Annotated in this window: 15 protein-coding genes; 2 read left to right on the forward strand and 13 right to left on the reverse strand. The window is 61.5% G+C overall.

Features of this window, described 5'->3' with window-relative positions:
- Positions 1-290: 290 nt before the first annotated feature.
- Positions 291-1532, reverse strand: coding sequence for an SMP-30/gluconolactonase/LRE family protein (locus tag IVB22_RS20800; RefSeq protein WP_247519149.1), 1242 nt, complete (start codon positions 1530-1532; stop codon positions 291-293).
- A 260-nt stretch (positions 1533-1792) separates the two neighbouring features.
- Between IVB22_RS20800 and IVB22_RS20805 the strand changes: the two genes are divergently transcribed.
- Positions 1793-3103 carry a serine hydrolase gene (locus IVB22_RS20805; RefSeq protein ID WP_247519150.1) on the forward strand — a complete coding sequence of 437 codons (1311 nt, stop codon included), beginning with the start codon at positions 1793-1795 and terminating at the stop codon, positions 3101-3103.
- 11 nt (positions 3104-3114) lie between these two features.
- Here IVB22_RS20805 and IVB22_RS20810 read toward each other — a convergent pair whose 3' ends face one another.
- The 10 genes from IVB22_RS20810 to IVB22_RS20855 all read right to left on the reverse strand — a co-directional run bounded on the left by IVB22_RS20810 (position 3115) and on the right by IVB22_RS20855 (position 13620).
- A complete protein-coding gene (locus tag IVB22_RS20810; protein WP_247519151.1) occupies positions 3115-3891 on the reverse strand; it encodes a potassium channel family protein in 777 nt (258 codons plus the stop codon).
- A gap of 89 nt (positions 3892-3980) precedes the next feature.
- Positions 3981-4973, reverse strand: coding sequence for a L,D-transpeptidase family protein (locus tag IVB22_RS20815; RefSeq protein ID WP_247519152.1), 993 nt, complete (start codon positions 4971-4973; stop codon positions 3981-3983).
- A 157-nt stretch (positions 4974-5130) separates the two neighbouring features.
- Positions 5131-5754, reverse strand: coding sequence for a flavin reductase family protein (locus IVB22_RS20820; protein WP_247519153.1), 624 nt, complete (start codon positions 5752-5754; stop codon positions 5131-5133).
- A 144-nt stretch (positions 5755-5898) separates the two neighbouring features.
- Complete coding sequence (locus tag IVB22_RS20825) at positions 5899-6507, reverse strand: TetR/AcrR family transcriptional regulator (RefSeq protein WP_247519154.1); 609 nt, start codon at positions 6505-6507, stop codon at positions 5899-5901.
- A gap of 19 nt (positions 6508-6526) precedes the next feature.
- Positions 6527-9667, reverse strand: coding sequence for an efflux RND transporter permease subunit (locus IVB22_RS20830; RefSeq protein WP_247519155.1), 3141 nt, complete (start codon positions 9665-9667; stop codon positions 6527-6529).
- A gap of 145 nt (positions 9668-9812) precedes the next feature.
- A complete protein-coding gene (locus IVB22_RS20835; RefSeq protein ID WP_247519156.1) occupies positions 9813-10919 on the reverse strand; it encodes an efflux RND transporter periplasmic adaptor subunit in 1107 nt (368 codons plus the stop codon).
- Positions 10920-11158: 239 nt separating this feature from the next.
- Positions 11159-11584 carry a hypothetical protein gene (locus IVB22_RS20840; protein WP_247519157.1) on the reverse strand — a complete coding sequence of 142 codons (426 nt, stop codon included), beginning with the start codon at positions 11582-11584 and terminating at the stop codon, positions 11159-11161.
- Positions 11585-11652: 68 nt separating this feature from the next.
- Entirely contained in the window at positions 11653-12825 is a 1173-nt protein-coding gene (locus IVB22_RS20845) for a winged helix-turn-helix domain-containing protein (RefSeq protein WP_247519158.1), read from the reverse strand.
- Positions 12826-12901: 76 nt separating this feature from the next.
- Positions 12902-13132, reverse strand: a complete 231-nt coding sequence (locus IVB22_RS20850; RefSeq protein WP_247519159.1) for a hypothetical protein — start codon at positions 13130-13132, stop codon at positions 12902-12904.
- 293 nt (positions 13133-13425) lie between these two features.
- Positions 13426-13620, reverse strand: a complete 195-nt coding sequence (locus tag IVB22_RS20855) for a hypothetical protein (RefSeq protein ID WP_247519160.1) — start codon at positions 13618-13620, stop codon at positions 13426-13428.
- Between the two features lie 278 nt (positions 13621-13898).
- On the opposite strand from IVB22_RS20855, the gene IVB22_RS20860 reads away from it, so the two are divergent.
- Positions 13899-14531 carry an OmpA family protein gene (locus IVB22_RS20860; RefSeq protein ID WP_247519161.1) on the forward strand — a complete coding sequence of 211 codons (633 nt, stop codon included), beginning with the start codon at positions 13899-13901 and terminating at the stop codon, positions 14529-14531.
- A gap of 14 nt (positions 14532-14545) precedes the next feature.
- On the opposite strand, the gene IVB22_RS41975 is transcribed toward IVB22_RS20860, so the two are convergent.
- On the reverse strand, positions 14546-15265 hold the full coding sequence (locus IVB22_RS41975; protein WP_374207582.1) for a hypothetical protein: 720 nt from the start codon (positions 15263-15265) through the stop codon (positions 14546-14548).
- Between the two features lie 124 nt (positions 15266-15389).
- Entirely contained in the window at positions 15390-16652 is a 1263-nt protein-coding gene (locus tag IVB22_RS20870) for a phospholipid carrier-dependent glycosyltransferase (protein ID WP_247519269.1), read from the reverse strand.
- Positions 16653-16728: the final 76 nt, after the last annotated feature.

The following is a 16728-nucleotide window of genomic DNA, read 5'->3' on the forward strand; positions in this document are numbered from 1 at the left end:
CCTTCTTGGAAAGAAGGGTGCGCCGCTCGCAATAAAGCTGAGGTTTAAGGGCGCCCAGCTTTTGCCGGAACAGTTGGCTGCCGATTGCCAATTTGTGACGAATTTTAATGGATCTAGATGACTCCCCTCGCCGTCATTCCGGGGGTCGCGAAGCGAGAGCCCGGAATCCATCGGGCAGCATAGCGTGCACGCCGATGGATTCCGGGCCTGCGCCCAAGCGGGCGCATCCCGGAATGACGTGGAGAGAGAACGTGACGCTCTCGCCTGTTCGTTGAAAGCGGCCTGACCGCTTAGCCCGGTCCCGCGCCCTGCGTGGCGGTGTACACGGCGTAAAGCGACTGGCTCGCGGCCATGAACAGGCGATTGCGCTTGGGGCCGCCGAAGGTGACGTTGCCGCACACCTCGGGCAGACGGATACGGCCGAGCAGCTTGCCGTCCGGCGACCACACTGTCACGCCGCTATAGCCGACGGCGCGGCCGGCGTTGCTCGAACACCAAACGTTGCCGTTGACATCGCAGCGCACGCCGTCCGGTCCGCATTTCACGCCATCGACCATGAAATCGCTGAACCGTTTGTGGTTGCTCAGCTTGTTGTCGGTGCCGACATCAAACACGAACATGTCGCCCTTGCCGCCCGGACCGGCATCGCCCGGTCCCTTGCCAGTGCTGGCGACGTAGAGCTTCTTGTAGTCGGGCGAGAAGCAGAGGCCATTGGGATCGGGCACCTGCTCCTCGGTCACCACGAGGTCGATACGGCCGGAGGGATCGATGCGATAACAATTGGTCGGCAGTTCGCGCTTGCCCGGCACGAAGCCTGCCGGCTGTCCGATCCGTGGATTGAGCTTGCCGCCGGAATTGCTCGGACCGCCCGCGACATCAGGCTCACCCTCATAGAGCTGTCCGCCATAAGGCGGATCGGTGAACCAGTAGCTGCCGTCCGGATGCGCGACAACGTCGTTGGGCGAGTTGAGCTTCTTGCCGTTGTAGGAATCGGCCAGCACGGTCGCGGTGCCGTCGTGCTCGTACCGCACCACGCGGCGGGTGAGATGTTCGCAGGAAAGCTGTCGGCCCTGGAAATCGAACGAGTTGCCGTTTGAGTTGTTGGAGGGCGTGCGGAAGACGCTGACGTGACCGTCGTCTTCAGACCATCGCATCTGCCGGTTGTTGGGAATGTCGCTCCACAGGAGATAGCGGCCCTGCGCGCTCCAGGCCGGGCCTTCGGCCCACAACAGCCCGGTGTGGAGGCGCTTGATCGCTGTGTTGGGCTGGGCGAGGTCATTGAAGGACGGGTCGACCGCGATGATGTCGGGGTCCCAGAAATAGGTGGTGGGAGCGCCGCGCGGACTGAAATCGCGCGGCGGGGTGGTAACAGTGGATGGCGGCGCCACCGGGCCGCTCTGGGCCAACGCGCCGCCGACCCCCGCCACGGTGGCGCCGGCGGCTACTGCCAGGCCGTGGACAAGTGTTCGTCGTGAAATCGCGACTTCCGGATCGCGCTGCTGTTGTGGATCGCCCCGCTCCTGGCGTGTCATCGCATCCTCCCAAATGTGTTCACCGGCCGTTGATCCGGCCTGGCAACTCAAGGTTAATCCGGACCGCATCCGGTTGCGAGCGCTGCTTTCAATTCAGCCCCCGCTTCAAGCTTGCAGTCGAAAATGGCATTACCTCGGCCAACGCATCAGGAAGCTCTGCCGTTGGGGCGATTGCCCACGTGGCTACAGAGTGGGCGGCATGCTAATCATTCGCCGGTCGTCGAGTTCTCCGGATCAATCAATCCGTGGGGCAAACAAAAATGAAGACGCCGGCACAACAGATATTGCACCGCACCGCGGGGTCGCGCGCCGCACGACTTTTTACTGCGGCCTTGTCATTGGCGATTTGGACCACCACAGCCGTGGCCAACCAGACGGCGAACATCCCCGCCCCCTCTCCGCACAAGCTCGAGCGTATCACCGAATTTTTCAACAATGAGGTCGCGACCGGAAAATTGCCGGGCGCCGTCATACTAATCCAGCAACACGGCAAGCCGGTTTATCTGAAATGCTTCGGCGTCCAGGATGTCGAGACCAAAACTCCGATGACGCCTGACACGATCTTTGCACTTCATTCGATGACAAAGCCGATCACCAGTGTCGCGGCGATGATGTTGATCGACGCAGGCAAACTCTCGCTCACCGACCCCGCCTCCAAGTTCATTCCGGCGTTTGCCGACGTCAAGGTGGGAGTGGAGTCCGTTGCGGCCGACGGGACGCCCTTTCTGCGGCTCGTTCCGCCGGACCGGCCGGTGACCATTATGGACCTGCTGCGTCATACGTCAGGCGTCACGTACGAATATATCGGTGGCAAGCTGATCATGAAGGCTTATTGGGAATCAGACCTTTTCGATGGGCGTTACAACAACAAGGTATTTGCCGATCGCATCGCCAGATTGCCATTGGCGCGGCAACCCGGCACGCTTTGGCGTTACGGACATTCAACCGACGTCCTCGGGCGCATCATCGAGATCGTATCCGGACAGACGCTCTATCAATTTGAAAAACAGCACATCTTCGATCCTCTCGGCATGACCAGCACAAAATTCGTGCTGGAAAGTGCCGATGAACGCGCGCGGATGGCGGAGCCGCTGCCAAGCGATACCATCCTGAAAGATGCAGAGGCTGAACGGCGCGCCCATCCGGAATGGGAATCCGGTGGCGGCGGATTGGTGTCGACCCTGAATGACTATGCGCGCTTTGCCCAGATGATCCTGGGCGGCGGGCAACTCGACGGCAAACGCTACCTTAGCCCGGCCGCATTCAAGTCGATGGCGTCAGACCATATCGGGCCTGGTTCCAGCGTTGCGCGGGATTATTACTACTTTCCCGGCGATGGCTTTGGCTACGGCTACGGCTTTGCGGTGCGTACCGATCCGGGAAATGCCAAGCCACCTGCGCCAGGCTCAATCGGCGAACTCAAATGGGATAGCGGCAGTGGCACCTACTTCGGCGTCGACCCAAAGCTGGACATGATTTACATCCTGCTTGAGCAGACCCAGAACGAACGTAGTCGCATCACACCCGCCTTCAGGAAGCTGGTTTACGACGCATTTACCAAGGACAACTGATGATCGCTGCGCTACGTCAAGCCTTCGTCGGGAATATTCAACACGTTGCCGCAGGCCTTGCAGTGCACCGCATCGCTATCGTGACGCTGCAGTCCACAGGTCGGGCAGGCAAACCGTACCTTGTGTGGAGTCAACAACGCACGGGCCAGATTGAAGAACAGCGTGACGCCGAAAATCATGATGACGACGGTAATCATGCGGCCGGTCGTTCCCGACAGCGTGATATCGCCGAAGCCCGTTGTCGTCAGCGCGGTCACGGTGAAGTACAGCGCATCCGCATAGTTCGCAATCTGCGGATTGCGAAATTTTTGCGTTTCGTAAACGATAGCCGTCATCACGAAGATGAATACCGCAAGGTTGGTCACGGCAAAGATCACTTCCTCGTTGCGCCGGAAGAAACTGCTGTCTTCGCGCAGCCGGGCCAGCATCTGATAGTCGCGCAGCAGCCGCAATGTCCGCAAGACACGTAGAAAGCCGCCGGCTTCTCCCGCGAGCGGCGCCAAGAATGAAATGATCGCGACCACGTCGGTCCAGGTCGAGAAGCGCGTGAATTCGAGCAGGCGGTGCCGGCTGACGAGAAGCCGTGCAGAAAAGTCCGCCAGGATCACGACGCCGAACAGCACATCGAGCGCTTCAGTGACATCGTTGGAAGGGAGAAACGACGTCGCGATGATGAACAGAACGGTGACGATATCGAATGCCAGCAGCCCATAGCGAAAGCTGACGCCTTCTGGCGTTGTGCCTTCGTAGAGGCGTCGAACGGTCTTCCGGAATGTGGCAACCGACATGGCGCTATCTTCGCCGCTCGCGCGCGTCATTGCAAATAATGGTTGGCGACGATGAGAACTTCAATTTCAGAAAGCTGCCTCAGGCAGGGTCACCTCTTGTTTGCCGCCTCGCGCTCGATAAAAGCGACCTCTGTGCCCTTCTTCAGGAGCCTTGCCAGCCTGTCGGCATCCCAATTGGTGAGGCGCACGCAGCCATTCGACTCTGACTTGCTGACTTTCGATGGGCTGGGAGTCCCGTGAATGCCATATCCTTCCGCTGAAAGTCCGATCCATTGGGACCCGACGGGATTGTTGGGGCCGGGCTTGATCTTGAAAGCTCGTTTGGATTTGACCCCCTTGAACTTGTAATCCGGGTTGTAGCGATAATACGGATTTGCATCGATCGAGGTCACCTTGAGGACACCGATGGGGCTCGGCTTCTCCTCGCTTCCCACGGTCGCGGGAAAGAACGCGATCAGTTCGGAATTCGCGAAGGCCTTGACGGTTTGAGACATCTTGTCGACTTCGACACGCGTCACGGCTGACTTGCTCTCCTTGACCGTGACGTTCATCACCGCGATCGTTTGACCGGCCTCGTCGAATTTCTTGCCGGGGTTGAGAGCCGCGAGCAAAGCCTCGCTCATGTGAAACCTTTCGGCGATGGCCTCGCGCGGGCTGGTGTAGTCGAGCGAGTTCAAGCCCTTCAGGTCTTCCATCTTTGCAGGCAGCTTCTTCAGGAACGGCCCTTTGACGTCCTTTTCCGTGATCTTGTAGTCGACGACGATCGGATCCGATCCGGTGGCCAGCAAGGCGCCCCAGACTTCGGACGTCAGGGGCTGCTTGCTCACGGCCAAGCCTTTGGATTCGGCAAATGCCTTCAGGGCTTTTTCGGCGTTCTCGCCCAGCTTGCCGTCGATCTCACCGGGCGAGAAACTGGCGCGGTCGAGCAGCACCTGCGCCTTGACGATTGCGGGATTGATCTTGTCGTCGGCCGGCAGCTTGCCCTTGAATTCAGCGTTGTTGATTGCCGCCGCATCGAGGCCTGCAAAGGCTGGAGGGGCGAGACAGACGAACAGGACCAGTCCGGCAAACCAGCGGAGCATCGGGAAATCTCCAAAACATCATACAATAAGGATTTGGACGGGTTGGAGTTCCGTGACGCCGTCGGTGTAGCCCGGGTGGAGCGAAGCGCAACCCGGGAGGCCGTCCAGAGAAAGATCCCGGGTTTCGCTTCGCTCCACCCGGGCTACATTGAGACGCTCAATCCGGCCGGATCATCTCGAACATGTTTTCCGGCTTGATCTCGAAATAGTCGCCGCGGCGGCCGGCACGGACGATCGGGTGGGCCAGCCCGGTCTGGTAGACGCCGTCCTTGATGAAGGTCTTGTCGATGTGCACGGCGACGACTTCGCCCAGCGTCAGCCAGGCCTGCGCCTTTTCGCCGTCCTTGCCCTGCAACTGGATGATCTGCGTCAGCTTGCACTCGAAGGCAACAGGGCTTTCCGCCACGCGGGGCACGTTGACGAGCTTGCAGGGCGCGGCCGTGAGGCCTGCGATCTTGAACTCATCGACATCACGGGCAACGTGGGCCGCCGTCGCGTTCATCTGCTTGGCCAGATCCATGGTGGCGAGATTCCAGACGAACTCTCCAGTATCCTGGATATTACCAGCGCTGTCCTTCCAGTTCGTCGAGGAGAAGCCGATGATCGGCGGCACGTAGCAAAAGGCGTTGAAGAAGCTGTAGGGCGCCAGATTGATGTTGCCGCTGCCATCGCGCGAGGAAATCCACCCGATCGGGCGCGGGGCGATGATGGCGTTGAAGGGGTCGTGCTTGAGGCCGTGGCCGTTCTTCGGCTCGTAGAAATGCAGGTCTTTGGTGGTCACGCTGGCTTTATCCTTGTTCTTCGTAGCCCGGATGGAGCGAAGCGCAGTCCGGGGGCTCTCGCAAGCGGCCGGAGCCGTCCCGGATTACGCTTCGCTCCATCCGGGCTACGCAGTCAGGGAAAGCCGGTCAACTAACCAATGCGTTCAATTCGCCTTGCCACGCGGCGACAGCCCCGCAATGACGAAATCGATCATTTCATCGATCGTCGGGCCGGGCTTGGTGGCGCATTGCGCGATCATCTGCGGGTGGAAAAACCGCATCATCGCGGTGCAGGCGCAGAGCGAGGCCAGTTGCAGGTCGGGAGCTTCGAATTCGCCGGAGGCGGCCCCTTGAGCGATCACCTGGCCGAGCGCCGCGGCGATACACTCCATATGGGCGACGCAGACGTCCCAGTCCTCCTGCATCGCTATCTCGACCATCTCATGCAGTTTGGAGTCACCGACATAGCGTTCGGTGTTCATGCGGTGGATGGTCTTGATCATCTCGCGGAGGCGAACCGGCGCCGGCCCGGCCGCCTGGGCGATCCGCAGCGCCTCGACCTCGACCTCGCCCATCAGAGTCCGCGCCACGCCCTCGTGAATCGACTTCTTCGAATCGAAGAAGCGATAGACGTTGGCGGGACTCATCCGCAGTTCCTTGGCGATGTCGGCGACCGTGGTCTTCTGGTAGCCGATCTGCCGGAACAGACGCTCCGCCACCACGAGAATCCTTTCCCGGGTGTCAGTTTCGATGTGTTCCGAAATCAGCGTCATGTCAGCTCTCAATGTTCAATTATTCTGCCGCGTCGGCAAGCGGAATTGCGTGCGGTCCCTTGGGATGATGCTGCGCCGCAAGATCAGGTTGCTCGGCCTGACCGCTTTCGTCCAGGCTCTTCCTGAACCACAGGGCGTAAAGACCCGGCAGGTACAGCAAGGTCAGGAAGGTTGCAACGAACAAGCCGCCCATGATGGTGATCGCCATCGGGCCCCAGAAAGCGGAACGCGACAGCGGGATCATGGCCAGGATCGCCGCCAGCGCGGTCAGCACAACCGGGCGGGCACGACGGACGGTGGCCTCGACAATGGCTTCCTTGCGCGTCAGGCCCTGGGAAACGTCGGCCTCGATCTGATCGACCAGGATCACGGCGTTGCGCATGATCATGCCGGCCAGCGCGATCAGGCCGAGCAGCGCCACGAAGCCGAACGGCTGGTTCGCAATGTTGAGGCCGAGCGAGGCGCCGACGATGCCGAGCGGCGCCGTCAGGAACACCAGGATCAGGCGTGAGAAGCTCTGCAGCTGGATCATCAAGAGCGTCAGCATCACCAGCATCATCAGCGGAAACAGCACCGCGATCGAGGCGTTGCCCTTGGCGGATTCCTCGAATGCGCCGCCCGGCTCGATCCGATAGGCCGGCTCGAGATGATCGCGGATTTCCTTCAGCTTCGGCCAGATCTGGTTGGTGACGTCGGGCGCCTGCACACCGTCGACGACGTCGGTCCGCACCGTGATCGCCATATCGCGGTTGCGCCGCCACATGATCGGTTCCTCGTGGGCATACTCGATCCTGGCGATCTGCTGCAGCGGCACGGCGACGCCATTGCGCGAGGTCACGGTGAGGTCGCCAACGCGGCCGAGATCGAGGCGTTCGGACGGCACCGCGCGGGCGACCACGCCGACCTTCTCGATACCGTCGCGGATGGTCGTGACCGGCGCGCCCGAGATCAGCATGGCGAGCGCCTGCGAGACGTCCTGCGGGGTGAGGCCGAGCGCGCGGGCGCGGTCCTGATCGACCACGAGTTTCAGGTAAGGCGACTGCTCGTTCCAGTCGAGCTGAGGCTCCTGCACGTTGGGGTTCTGCCGCATGACGTCGCGCACCTTGTAGGCGATGTCGCGCACCGTGTTGGGGTCGGGGCCGATCACGCGGAACTGGACCGGGAAGCCGACCGGCGGACCGAAATTGAAGCGATCGATGCGGACGCGCGCCTCGGACAGGTCGCCTTCGGAGACCGCCTTCTCCAGCCGCGCCTTGATCCGCTCGCGCGCCTCGACGTCCTTGGAGACGATCACGATCTCGGCAAAGGCTTCGTTCGGCAGTTGCGGATTGAGGCCCAACCAAAAGCGCGGCGAACCCTGGCCGACATAGGAAGTGTAGGTCGCGATATCCTTGTCGTCCTTCAACAGCGCCTCGGCCTTCTTCACGGACTTCTCCGTGACGTTGAAGGCGGTACCTTCCGGCAGGCGCAACTGCAGGAACAATTCGGGCCGCTCCGACAGCGGGAAGAACTGCTGCTGCACGTTACCGAAGCCTACGATCGAGAGCACGAACACGCCGACGGTCGCCAGCACCACCTTGATCCGGTGGTCGACGCACCACTGCACCATGCTGCGAAGGATACGATAGATCCGCGTCTCATAGACCGCATGTGGATCGTGGTTGTGGTGGACCGTGATGTTGGGCAGCAGCTTGACGCCGATATAGGGCGTGAAGATCACCGCGACGAACCAGGAGGCGACCAGCGCGATCGCCACGATCCAGAAGATGCCGCCGGCATATTCGCCGACCGCCGAATTGGCAAAGCCGATGGGGAGGAAGCCAGCGGCCGTGACCAGCGTTCCCGTGAGCATCGGAAACGCAGTTGATTCCCAGGCAAAGGACGCCGCGCGGACGCGGTCCCAGCCCTGTTCCATCTTCACCACCATCATCTCGACCGCGATGATCGCGTCGTCGACCAGGAGGCCGAGCGCGATGATCAGCGCGCCGAGCGTGATGCGATGCAGATCGATCGACATCGCGCTCATGACGATGAAGACGATCGCCAGCACCAGCGGAACGGACATCGCCACCACGATGCCGGTGCGCCAGCCAAGCGCCACGAAGGAGACGAACAGCACAATCGCCAAAGCCTCGATGAAGGAATGCACGAACTCGCCGACGGCGCGCTCGACCACCTTCGGCTGATCGGCGATCTGCTCGACATTGATACCCTGCGGCACGGCCTTCATGAAATCGGCGGTCGCCTTCTCGACCTCCTTGCCGAGTTCGAGGATGTTGGCGCCCTTGGCGGTGACCACGCCGATACCGAGCGCGGGCTTGCCTTCCTGACGGGCGACGAAAGTCGGGGGATCAACAAAACCGTGCGTGACGGTGGCGATGTCGCCGAGCCGGAACACGCGACCGTTGCTCTCGACCGGACTCTCCGCAACCGCCTTGACGCCATCGAGCGCGCCGGTGACGCGCAGCGGCACGCGCTGCGAGGAGGTTTCGACGGTGCCGGCCGGGGTGACGTTGTTCTGCTTGGCGAGCGAATCGAACAGCGCCTGCGGCGTGATGCCGAGCGTCGCCAGCTTGGCATGGGAGAACTCGACGAAGATGCGCTCGTCCTGCGCGCCGTAGAGATTGACCTTGGTGACGCCTTGCACCTTCAACAGCCGCTGCCGCATGCCTTCGGCAGCCTTCTTCAACTGCGCATAGTCGGCGCCGTCGCCGGTCATCATGTAGAGAATGGAATCGACGTCGGAGAATTCGTCGTTGACGGTCGGACCGAGCAAACCTGCGGGCAACTGGCCCTGCACGTCCACCAGCTTCTTGCGCAGCAGATAAAACAGGTAGGGCACGTCCTTGGGCGGGGTCGAATCCTTGAACGTGACCTGCATCGCCGTGAACGACGACTTGGAATAGGTCTGCACCTTCTCGAAGTACGGCAGCTCCTGCAGCTTCTTCTCGATCGGATCGGCGACCTGGGTCTGCATTTCCTGGGCGGTCGCGCCCGGCCAGATCGCCGAGACGTTCACCACCTTCACCGTAAAGAACGGATCCTCGGCGCGGCCGAGCGACTGGTAGGAGAAGAAACCGGCGGCGCCGAGCGCGATCATCAGGAACAGGATCAGGGTCGGATGGCTCACCGCCCAGCCCGAGAGATTGAAGCGCTTCATGTCACTCTCCAACATCCAAAATTGTTTGCAGCGTCATTGCGAGCGAAGCGAAGCAATCCATGCGACCACGGAAGAAAGATGGATTGCTTCGTCGCTTACGCTCCCTTGCGCAAACGCTTCGCGTTTGTCGTAGGCAATGACGAAACTAGAACGACAGCGACGAGACCACCCGGACCTTCTGGGCCGGATCGAGCTTCTGCACGCCGAGTGCGACCACCTTGGCGCCCTCGTTGACGCCGCCGGAGATCACGACGGAATTGCTGTCATAGGCTTTCACGATGACCGGCTTCAGCATCACCGCGCCGGAATCGTCGACGATGTAGAGCGAGGGATTGCTGCCCTGGCTGAACAGCGCCGACAGCGGCAGCTTTGCCACCCGCTCGGTGGCGGCGTCGGCCAGCGTCAGCGTCGCGGTCATGCCGAGCGAGACCTTGTCGTCGGCTTCCGGCAACGAGAATTTTGCAAGATAGGTCCGGGTCGCCGGATCGGCCGACGGCGCGATCTCGCGCAGCTTCGCGGCATATTTCTTTTCCGAATCCGACCACAGCGTCACGGTGGCTGTGCCTGATTTGGCGCGGCCGACCAACGTCTCGGGAATCGCGACCACGGCTTCCTTCTCGGCGAAGCGCGCGACGCGGATCGCGGTCTGGCCGGAGGCCACGACCTGGCCGGAATCGATCAGGGTCGCGGTGACGACGCCGCGGCTGTCGGCCAGCAGCGTTGCATAAGAGAGAGAATTCTTGGTGAGTTCGACCTGCCGCTCGGCGCGATTAAGGCGGGCGCGCGCTTCATCGGCGGCGGCGCGGCTCTGATCCATCTGGGCGTCGGTGGTCCAGCCCTTGGCGCGCAGATCCTTGGCGCGCTGCTCGGCGGCGCCGGCCTGCGCCAGCACGCCGGTGGCGGCGCGGAATTCGGCCTCCGCCTGCTCGGCCTGCAGCTTCAGATCGACCTCATCGAGAGTGGCGAGCGGCTGGCCGATATCGACGGTCTGGCCAACCTCGACCAGGCGCCTCGCGACCTTGCCGGGAACTCGGAAGCCCATGTCCGTCTCGATTCGGGGCCGGATGGTGCCGACAAAGCTGCGCTCCGGCGTCTCGGCCGCGTAATGGACGGTAGCGACCAGCACCGGGCGTCCAGGAGCGGCCGTTTCAGCGGCCTTTTCATTGCACCCAGTCAGCGCAAACACTGCAAAAGCCAACGAGGCTCCTGTCAAGAGCCTGTAATAGCTAGAGAAAATGGACCGGGCAAACATCGGGACTCTCCATCGCAGGACCTGATGAAGAGTATCGAATGCTCACTGATGAATGTCAACATTCGTCAGTAGTCATCATTTCGTGATGGGAAATGGGGTTAAGAGGTAATTGCTTTTCTTAGAACCTGGCGGCAGGACGGCTAAGCCGTGCCCGCCCCCAGTAAAAGTAGCTTGGATGGAGTGCGGCGAAATCCGGACTATGCGGCTACTTCGCTTAATCGGCCGAAACCCGCCATTGTTTATCGGGCGCGGCGAGCTTTCTTGCGCGTCTTCGCAGGAACACTCTTCTTGGCACTCCGCGCAGGACCGGACTTCTTGTTACTCGATTTCTTGCTGGCGGCCTTCCTGGCCATATTCTTCGAGCTCTTGGACTGCGTTGTCCTCGCCTTGGCCGCTCTGGCTTTTGTTGCCTTGGCTGCTGGCGCGCCGCGCCGCTTCTTCGCCGCACGCTTCCGCCGTTCAGAGGCGGCTGCAACCGGCGGCACCATCAGCGGATCGGAAACGAGGCCGTCGGCGGCGAGCGGCACATAGACCGCCGCGCGTTCGTCGGCCCTCAAGCCCGGCTCATCCGCCTTCAACGCCTGGCTTGTGGCTTCCGTCGCGGTGCTTGCGATGCCTTTCACCGTGGCTGTGAACTTTTCCAGAATCGATTTGTCTTTGGCCATGTCGTCTCCCTCAGCTTCCCGACATGGAACTAACCAACCCGGCGCCGCCGGGTTCCTGGACGGAAACCTCACTCCGCCAACTGAAACCGCTCAAAGCGATCAAGTTCTTCCTCGATGCGGCGCTTGTAGTCCTTGCGCGAGGCCCGCGCCGCGCCCTTGCCGACCCAGCTCCATTTCTGCATCAGGAGTTTCTTGTTCTGGCGGTCGGTCTTCAGATCAATGGCGGCGACGATGTCTTGGCCGACCAGGACCGGCAGCGCGAAATAGCCGAACAGGCGCTTCTCCTTCGGCACATAGGCCTCGAAGCGGTGGCCGTAATCGAAGAACAACTCGGTGCGCTTGCGCTGGATGACAAGTGGATCGAACGGCGAGAGAATGTGCACCGGACCATCGTCCGCGTCTGTCGGCGGGCCAGCCTCCAGCACTTCCGGCCGCGCCCAATGCTCCTGCTTGCCGGCGCCTTCAATTGCGATCGGCATCAATTCCTTGCGTCGCACCCGCGCCTCGATCAATCGCCGTACCGCCGCCTTGCTCGGCGCATCGAGATGGCAGATGGAATCGAGGCTGACGACACCTTGCGAACGCAACGCGCGGTCGAGCAGGTAGGCGGTGATTTCGGCCGACCTTGCCGGCTTCGGCGGCTTGTCCCAGCCGAAATGCCGCGTCATCAGTTCATAGGTCTTGAGCATGCCGGTGCGTTCGGAGATCGTCACCTCGCCGGTGTAGAAGGCAAGCTGCAGCGCCCGCTTCGAGGGTTTGCGGCTCTGCCAGAGATGTTCCTTCTCGGTCAGAACGTCGTCCTCGATGTCGCGGATGGTCAGCGCGCCTTCGCGCCGCAGCAGCCGCATCACCTTGCGGGTGTCCTCCGGCTTGACGGAAGCGAACCATCTATGGCCTTCGCGCCGGTGCTCTCGCATCGCCGGAACGAAATAGTGAAAGTCTTTCGCCGGCACATAGGACAGCGCATGTGTCCAGTATTCGAACACGCTCTTGTCGACGCTCTGCGCCTGCCGCAGGTCGGCGCGGGCGTAGCCCGGGATGCGGCTATAGAGAATGTGGTGATGGCAGCGCTCGATGACGTGGATGGTGTCGATCTGCACATAGCCGAGATGGTCCACCGCCGCAGCAACCGCCTGCGGTCCGGCGCCGAACGGCTCGCTGGTATCGAGCCGCTGGGCCTGCAGCCAGATTCGCCGGGCCTCGGTCTTGGTCAGGGGGCGGGGTTCAGTCGCGCGGGGCATCGCGCGGCAATGTAGCGAGATTCGCGCGTGGGGGGAGTCCCGGGTTCCACGATCGCCGGCTCGTGGCGAACTCGCCTCACCGCTTGTGCTGGTCCCCGACACTGCCGGTTGCAATCTCGGCCTCGCAGGAGGCGCGGCCGGGCTGGGGCGCACTGCATTTGTAGACATGGCCGGTGAGACGATCGACCAGCCACGCGCTCTCCTCTGTCGGGCTTTCGAACCCGACATAGCGGCTGCCAAGCGCGTTGATCAGCGTCGACAGCAAAATTGCAGCAGCGATCATCGCCGCGCCGATCAGTGTTGGCATTGAACTTCCGGAACCGGCAGGCTCCGATGCGCTGGCACGATAACCCTGGTACTCACGCTGACGCTTGACTGACTGTAACACCCGCCCCGCCCGTTTGGTTGCCCCGAACGAATTCTTCTTCAGATTTTTTTGTGAGTAGATTTGCTAGGCGCGCATCTGGCCGATTTGTTGTCCAGAGATCGGCGCTGGCGCGACGGCACACAGTTTTCTTTTCTGAAGTCAGCGGCGGGAAGTGATGCAGCGGTCGCTTATCCCCGCAAGACTACGGATGCCACCTTGCTCGCACCGTCCTGTCACCGCAGCGCGTTGTGCTGCGGGACATTGAGATCGTCGGGATCGCTGCGCTTCGGATCGCCGCACAGCGCGAGTAGCCTCCATCGAACTTGACGAAAGCCTGATGCCGAACTCGAGGCGGGCCAGCCGACGCCCGACGTCATGGCGGGGCTACGATCGAGGCCGAAGCGGTTCCTGCCTAGGTAGCGTCTCAAGAAGGTCGATGATCCATCCCGGTCGCCGATCGAAAGGTGATTCAGATCACGCGAGCAATGTTGGACGATCAATCCACCGACGACGTCCCGACACGCAAAATGACGGCTATGGGCTTCAAACACCCTGCGATGCCGGCTCAAAGCCAGCCCTAGTCGGAAAGCTGGCGTTATCAATGTGACTTGAATCACATTGCTCACTTTGAACCCGTCCTATCCTCGCAGCATCAAAACGTCATGCACGCCACCTTTGCAGGGCGTTAACAGTGAGGATTAAGACAATGACGCGCTTTCTTTCCATCATGACTATCGGCGCCACGCTGTCGATGACGACGGGCCTGGCTGTCGCCGGCGACACCGTCTCGGCCGACAAAATCCTGGACGCCCTGAAGCCGAAGCCGGGCGTGACCCGCGGCCTTTCGACCGGCGCGCAGCAGCCCGTGGACGCCGCCGTACAGGCCAAGGAAACCGGCTTCGTCAACACGTTGCGCAACCGCAAGACGCGGTCACTGTCGCTCGGCGAGCGCCAGGAAATTGCGGAACTTGCTGCGATCAAGCCGAAGATCGACCTCGAAATCCAGTTCGACTACAACTCGGCCGACATCAGCAAGGGCTCGGTGACTGCCGTGCAGGAACTCGGCAAGGCGCTCTCTGATTCGAGCCTGAAGGGTTCGACCTTCGTCGTTGCCGGTCATACCGACGCGATCGGCGGCGAGGCGTATAACCAGGATCTTTCCGAGCGCCGCGCCGACACGATCAAGAAGTACCTGACCGAGAAGTACGGCATCGTCGGTTCCAATCTCGTGACCGTCGGTTACGGCGAGAGCAAGCCGAAGGATCCGAATGCGCCGACGGACCCGACCAACCGCCGCGTTCAGGTCGTCAACATGGACACCAAGACCGCCTCGAAGTGAAGTCTTGAATGCGATCATCCGCCTGCCGCTTGCGGCAGGCGGATTTTGAGTTGTCGCAGCCGCGACGCGACGTGACACTCGCCGATCCGTCGCAATCTTAAGACTTGTCGAGAATTTCCCTGATCCTTGCCGCCAGCAAAACCTGGGTAACGGGCTTCTGGAGCAGTGACACGCCGGCATCCAGCCGGCCCTGATGCACGATCGCATCCCGCGAATACCCGGTCATGAACAAGACCCTGAGGCCGGACTGGCGATGATGCAGTTGATCGGCCAACTCGCGGCCGTTTAGGCATGTCCTCGGCCTCGCGCCGGTACATGCCTTCCTGCGCCAGGGCCACTTCAGCGGCACGAAGCTGCGACGGCGAGGGCAGCGCAAGCACCTTCGGCAACAGCGGCCACAGCATCGCCGCGGTCACGATCGACGACGCTGCGGTCATCGCCTTGACGATGCCTTCGATGCCATAGATCGGATACCAAAGCGTGATGATCGACATCACATGGCCGACGCCGCACGCCATGATGAAGAGCGCGAACGCCCAGAACACCCATCCGAAATCGACATCGCGGCGCTTCGAGACGAAGATCGACAGCGCAACCGGAATCGAAAAATAGGCGGAGGCAATGACGATATCCGACGCGACGTGCAGCCAGATCAGTTGCGGTTCCCACAGCAGGCATATTCCGTGCGGTGCGAACATCGATGAATCGAGCAGACGTTCGAAGAAGGCCCACATGCCGTCGTTCCTTAAAACGGGGATTCGAGCGACTCATACAGCGATGAATCTACGGCGAGCCCACAACCCGCACAAGTCGAGCCGCCCTTGGATTGCTCGCTGCGCGCTCGATGCGATGGCCGCGTCAAATCCAGTTCTGGAAGATCATCAGGCGGCTGAACGTCGCCATCGAAGTACCTATGAACGCGGCCGATATCGGCAACATTGCGGCAAAGCTGGCAAAACAGACCGCAACATAGGCCCATAGCAGCCAACCGGGCATGCTGCCGCGTTTCAAGGCATACACCAGCGCAAAACTCGCCGTGGTCGCCGCCGGAAGGTAGTAGTACATGAACCCGAGCGTTCGCGGCAGCAATGCCCATGCGAGGTATGGGCCGAAATAGAACGCCAGCACCAGGAAGGCGTCGACCCGCCGCGTCACGATCCAGTCGCGCAGACAGATCGCGACCGCAATCAGCGCCGGCCACAGGATCAGCGGGTTGCCGAGAAAGACGACGGCTGCGATCCGGTCGTCGCCGATCTTGTCGAAGAGATACCAGACCGGGCGCACCAGGAACGGCCAGGACGGCCACGAACTCATATAGGTGTGGCCGGCGATCGCGGTCGTGGTGTTATCGCTGAAGATCCGCCGTTGCGCTTGCAGAATATCCGGGAACGAAAAACCGTAGAGCGGAATGAACGTCGCGAGATAGACGGCGGCCGGAATGAGCACGAAGCAGAAGGCGAAATGCCACCACCTGAAATCGGGCCAGAGATCGGGCCGGTACCAATCTTCTGGCCGCGCGTCGGCGAACCGGGTACGCCAGCTCTGCAGCAGGCCGATCACGGCGACGATGACGATGCAGACCGCGAGCACGAACAGCCCGCTCCATTTGCAGCCGATCGACAGGCCGAAGCTGATCCCGGCAAGTGCGAACCAAAGATGCGGCCGCTCTTTTCGAAAGCCGTGCATGAACGCCGCGATCGCGAACAGGCTGAAGGTGAGCGCGAAAATATCCAGCATCGCGATACGCGATTGCACGAACAGCATCTGGTTGAAAAAGGCGAGCAGGCTCGCGGCAATGGCCGGTCCTTGCGCTGCGAACAGCGCCAGGCCGCACAGATACACCGCGACGATCGCGAGCGATCCGAACAGTACGCCCGGATAGCGCCAGCCCAGCGGCCCGTCGCCGAACGAATGGATCGACAGCGCGATGAACTGCTTGGCGAGCGGCGGATGCATCGGATTGGGCATCGGCTGTGGCATCACCGGCTCGAGCATCTGCCGCGCCGCCGGCACGTAATGCACCTCGTCGAAATAGAATTTCTCCGGCGTGGTAACGCCGATCAGCATCGCGAAATGCGCGAGAACAAAAAGCACTGCCGCGATGATGCCCGTGCGCAACATCGAATCGGGCAGAATAGAATGTGATGGGGCTGCTGGCTTCACGGACGATCCGACTCGGATTCAGGCACTAGATGAC

The organism is Bradyrhizobium sp. 190, from assembly GCF_023073415.1.
Taxonomy (GTDB): domain Bacteria; phylum Pseudomonadota; class Alphaproteobacteria; order Rhizobiales; family Xanthobacteraceae; genus Bradyrhizobium.

Excerpts from the sequence above, each read along its gene's own strand:
- IVB22_RS20800 (WP_247519149.1), bottom strand. The coding sequence starts at position 1,532 with ATGACACGCCAGGAGCGGGGCGATCCACAACAGCAGCGCGATCCGGAA.
- IVB22_RS20805 (WP_247519150.1), top strand. The coding sequence starts at position 1,793 with ATGAAGACGCCGGCACAACAGATATTGCACCGCACCGCGGGGTCGCGC.
- IVB22_RS20810 (WP_247519151.1), bottom strand. The coding sequence starts at position 3,891 with ATGTCGGTTGCCACATTCCGGAAGACCGTTCGACGCCTCTACGAAGGC.
- IVB22_RS20815 (WP_247519152.1), bottom strand. The coding sequence starts at position 4,973 with ATGCTCCGCTGGTTTGCCGGACTGGTCCTGTTCGTCTGTCTCGCCCCT.
- IVB22_RS20825 (WP_247519154.1), bottom strand. The coding sequence starts at position 6,507 with ATGACGCTGATTTCGGAACACATCGAAACTGACACCCGGGAAAGGATT.
- IVB22_RS20830 (WP_247519155.1), bottom strand. The coding sequence starts at position 9,667 with ATGAAGCGCTTCAATCTCTCGGGCTGGGCGGTGAGCCATCCGACCCTG.
- IVB22_RS20835 (WP_247519156.1), bottom strand. The coding sequence starts at position 10,919 with ATGTTTGCCCGGTCCATTTTCTCTAGCTATTACAGGCTCTTGACAGGA.
- IVB22_RS20840 (WP_247519157.1), bottom strand. The coding sequence starts at position 11,584 with ATGGCCAAAGACAAATCGATTCTGGAAAAGTTCACAGCCACGGTGAAA.
- IVB22_RS20845 (WP_247519158.1), bottom strand. The coding sequence starts at position 12,825 with ATGCCCCGCGCGACTGAACCCCGCCCCCTGACCAAGACCGAGGCCCGG.
- IVB22_RS20850 (WP_247519159.1), bottom strand. The coding sequence starts at position 13,132 with ATGCCAACACTGATCGGCGCGGCGATGATCGCTGCTGCAATTTTGCTG.
- IVB22_RS20860 (WP_247519161.1), top strand. The coding sequence starts at position 13,899 with ATGACGCGCTTTCTTTCCATCATGACTATCGGCGCCACGCTGTCGATG.
- IVB22_RS41975 (WP_374207582.1), bottom strand. The coding sequence starts at position 15,265 with ATGTGGGCCTTCTTCGAACGTCTGCTCGATTCATCGATGTTCGCACCG.
- IVB22_RS20870 (WP_247519269.1), bottom strand. The coding sequence starts at position 16,652 with ATGTTGCGCACGGGCATCATCGCGGCAGTGCTTTTTGTTCTCGCGCAT.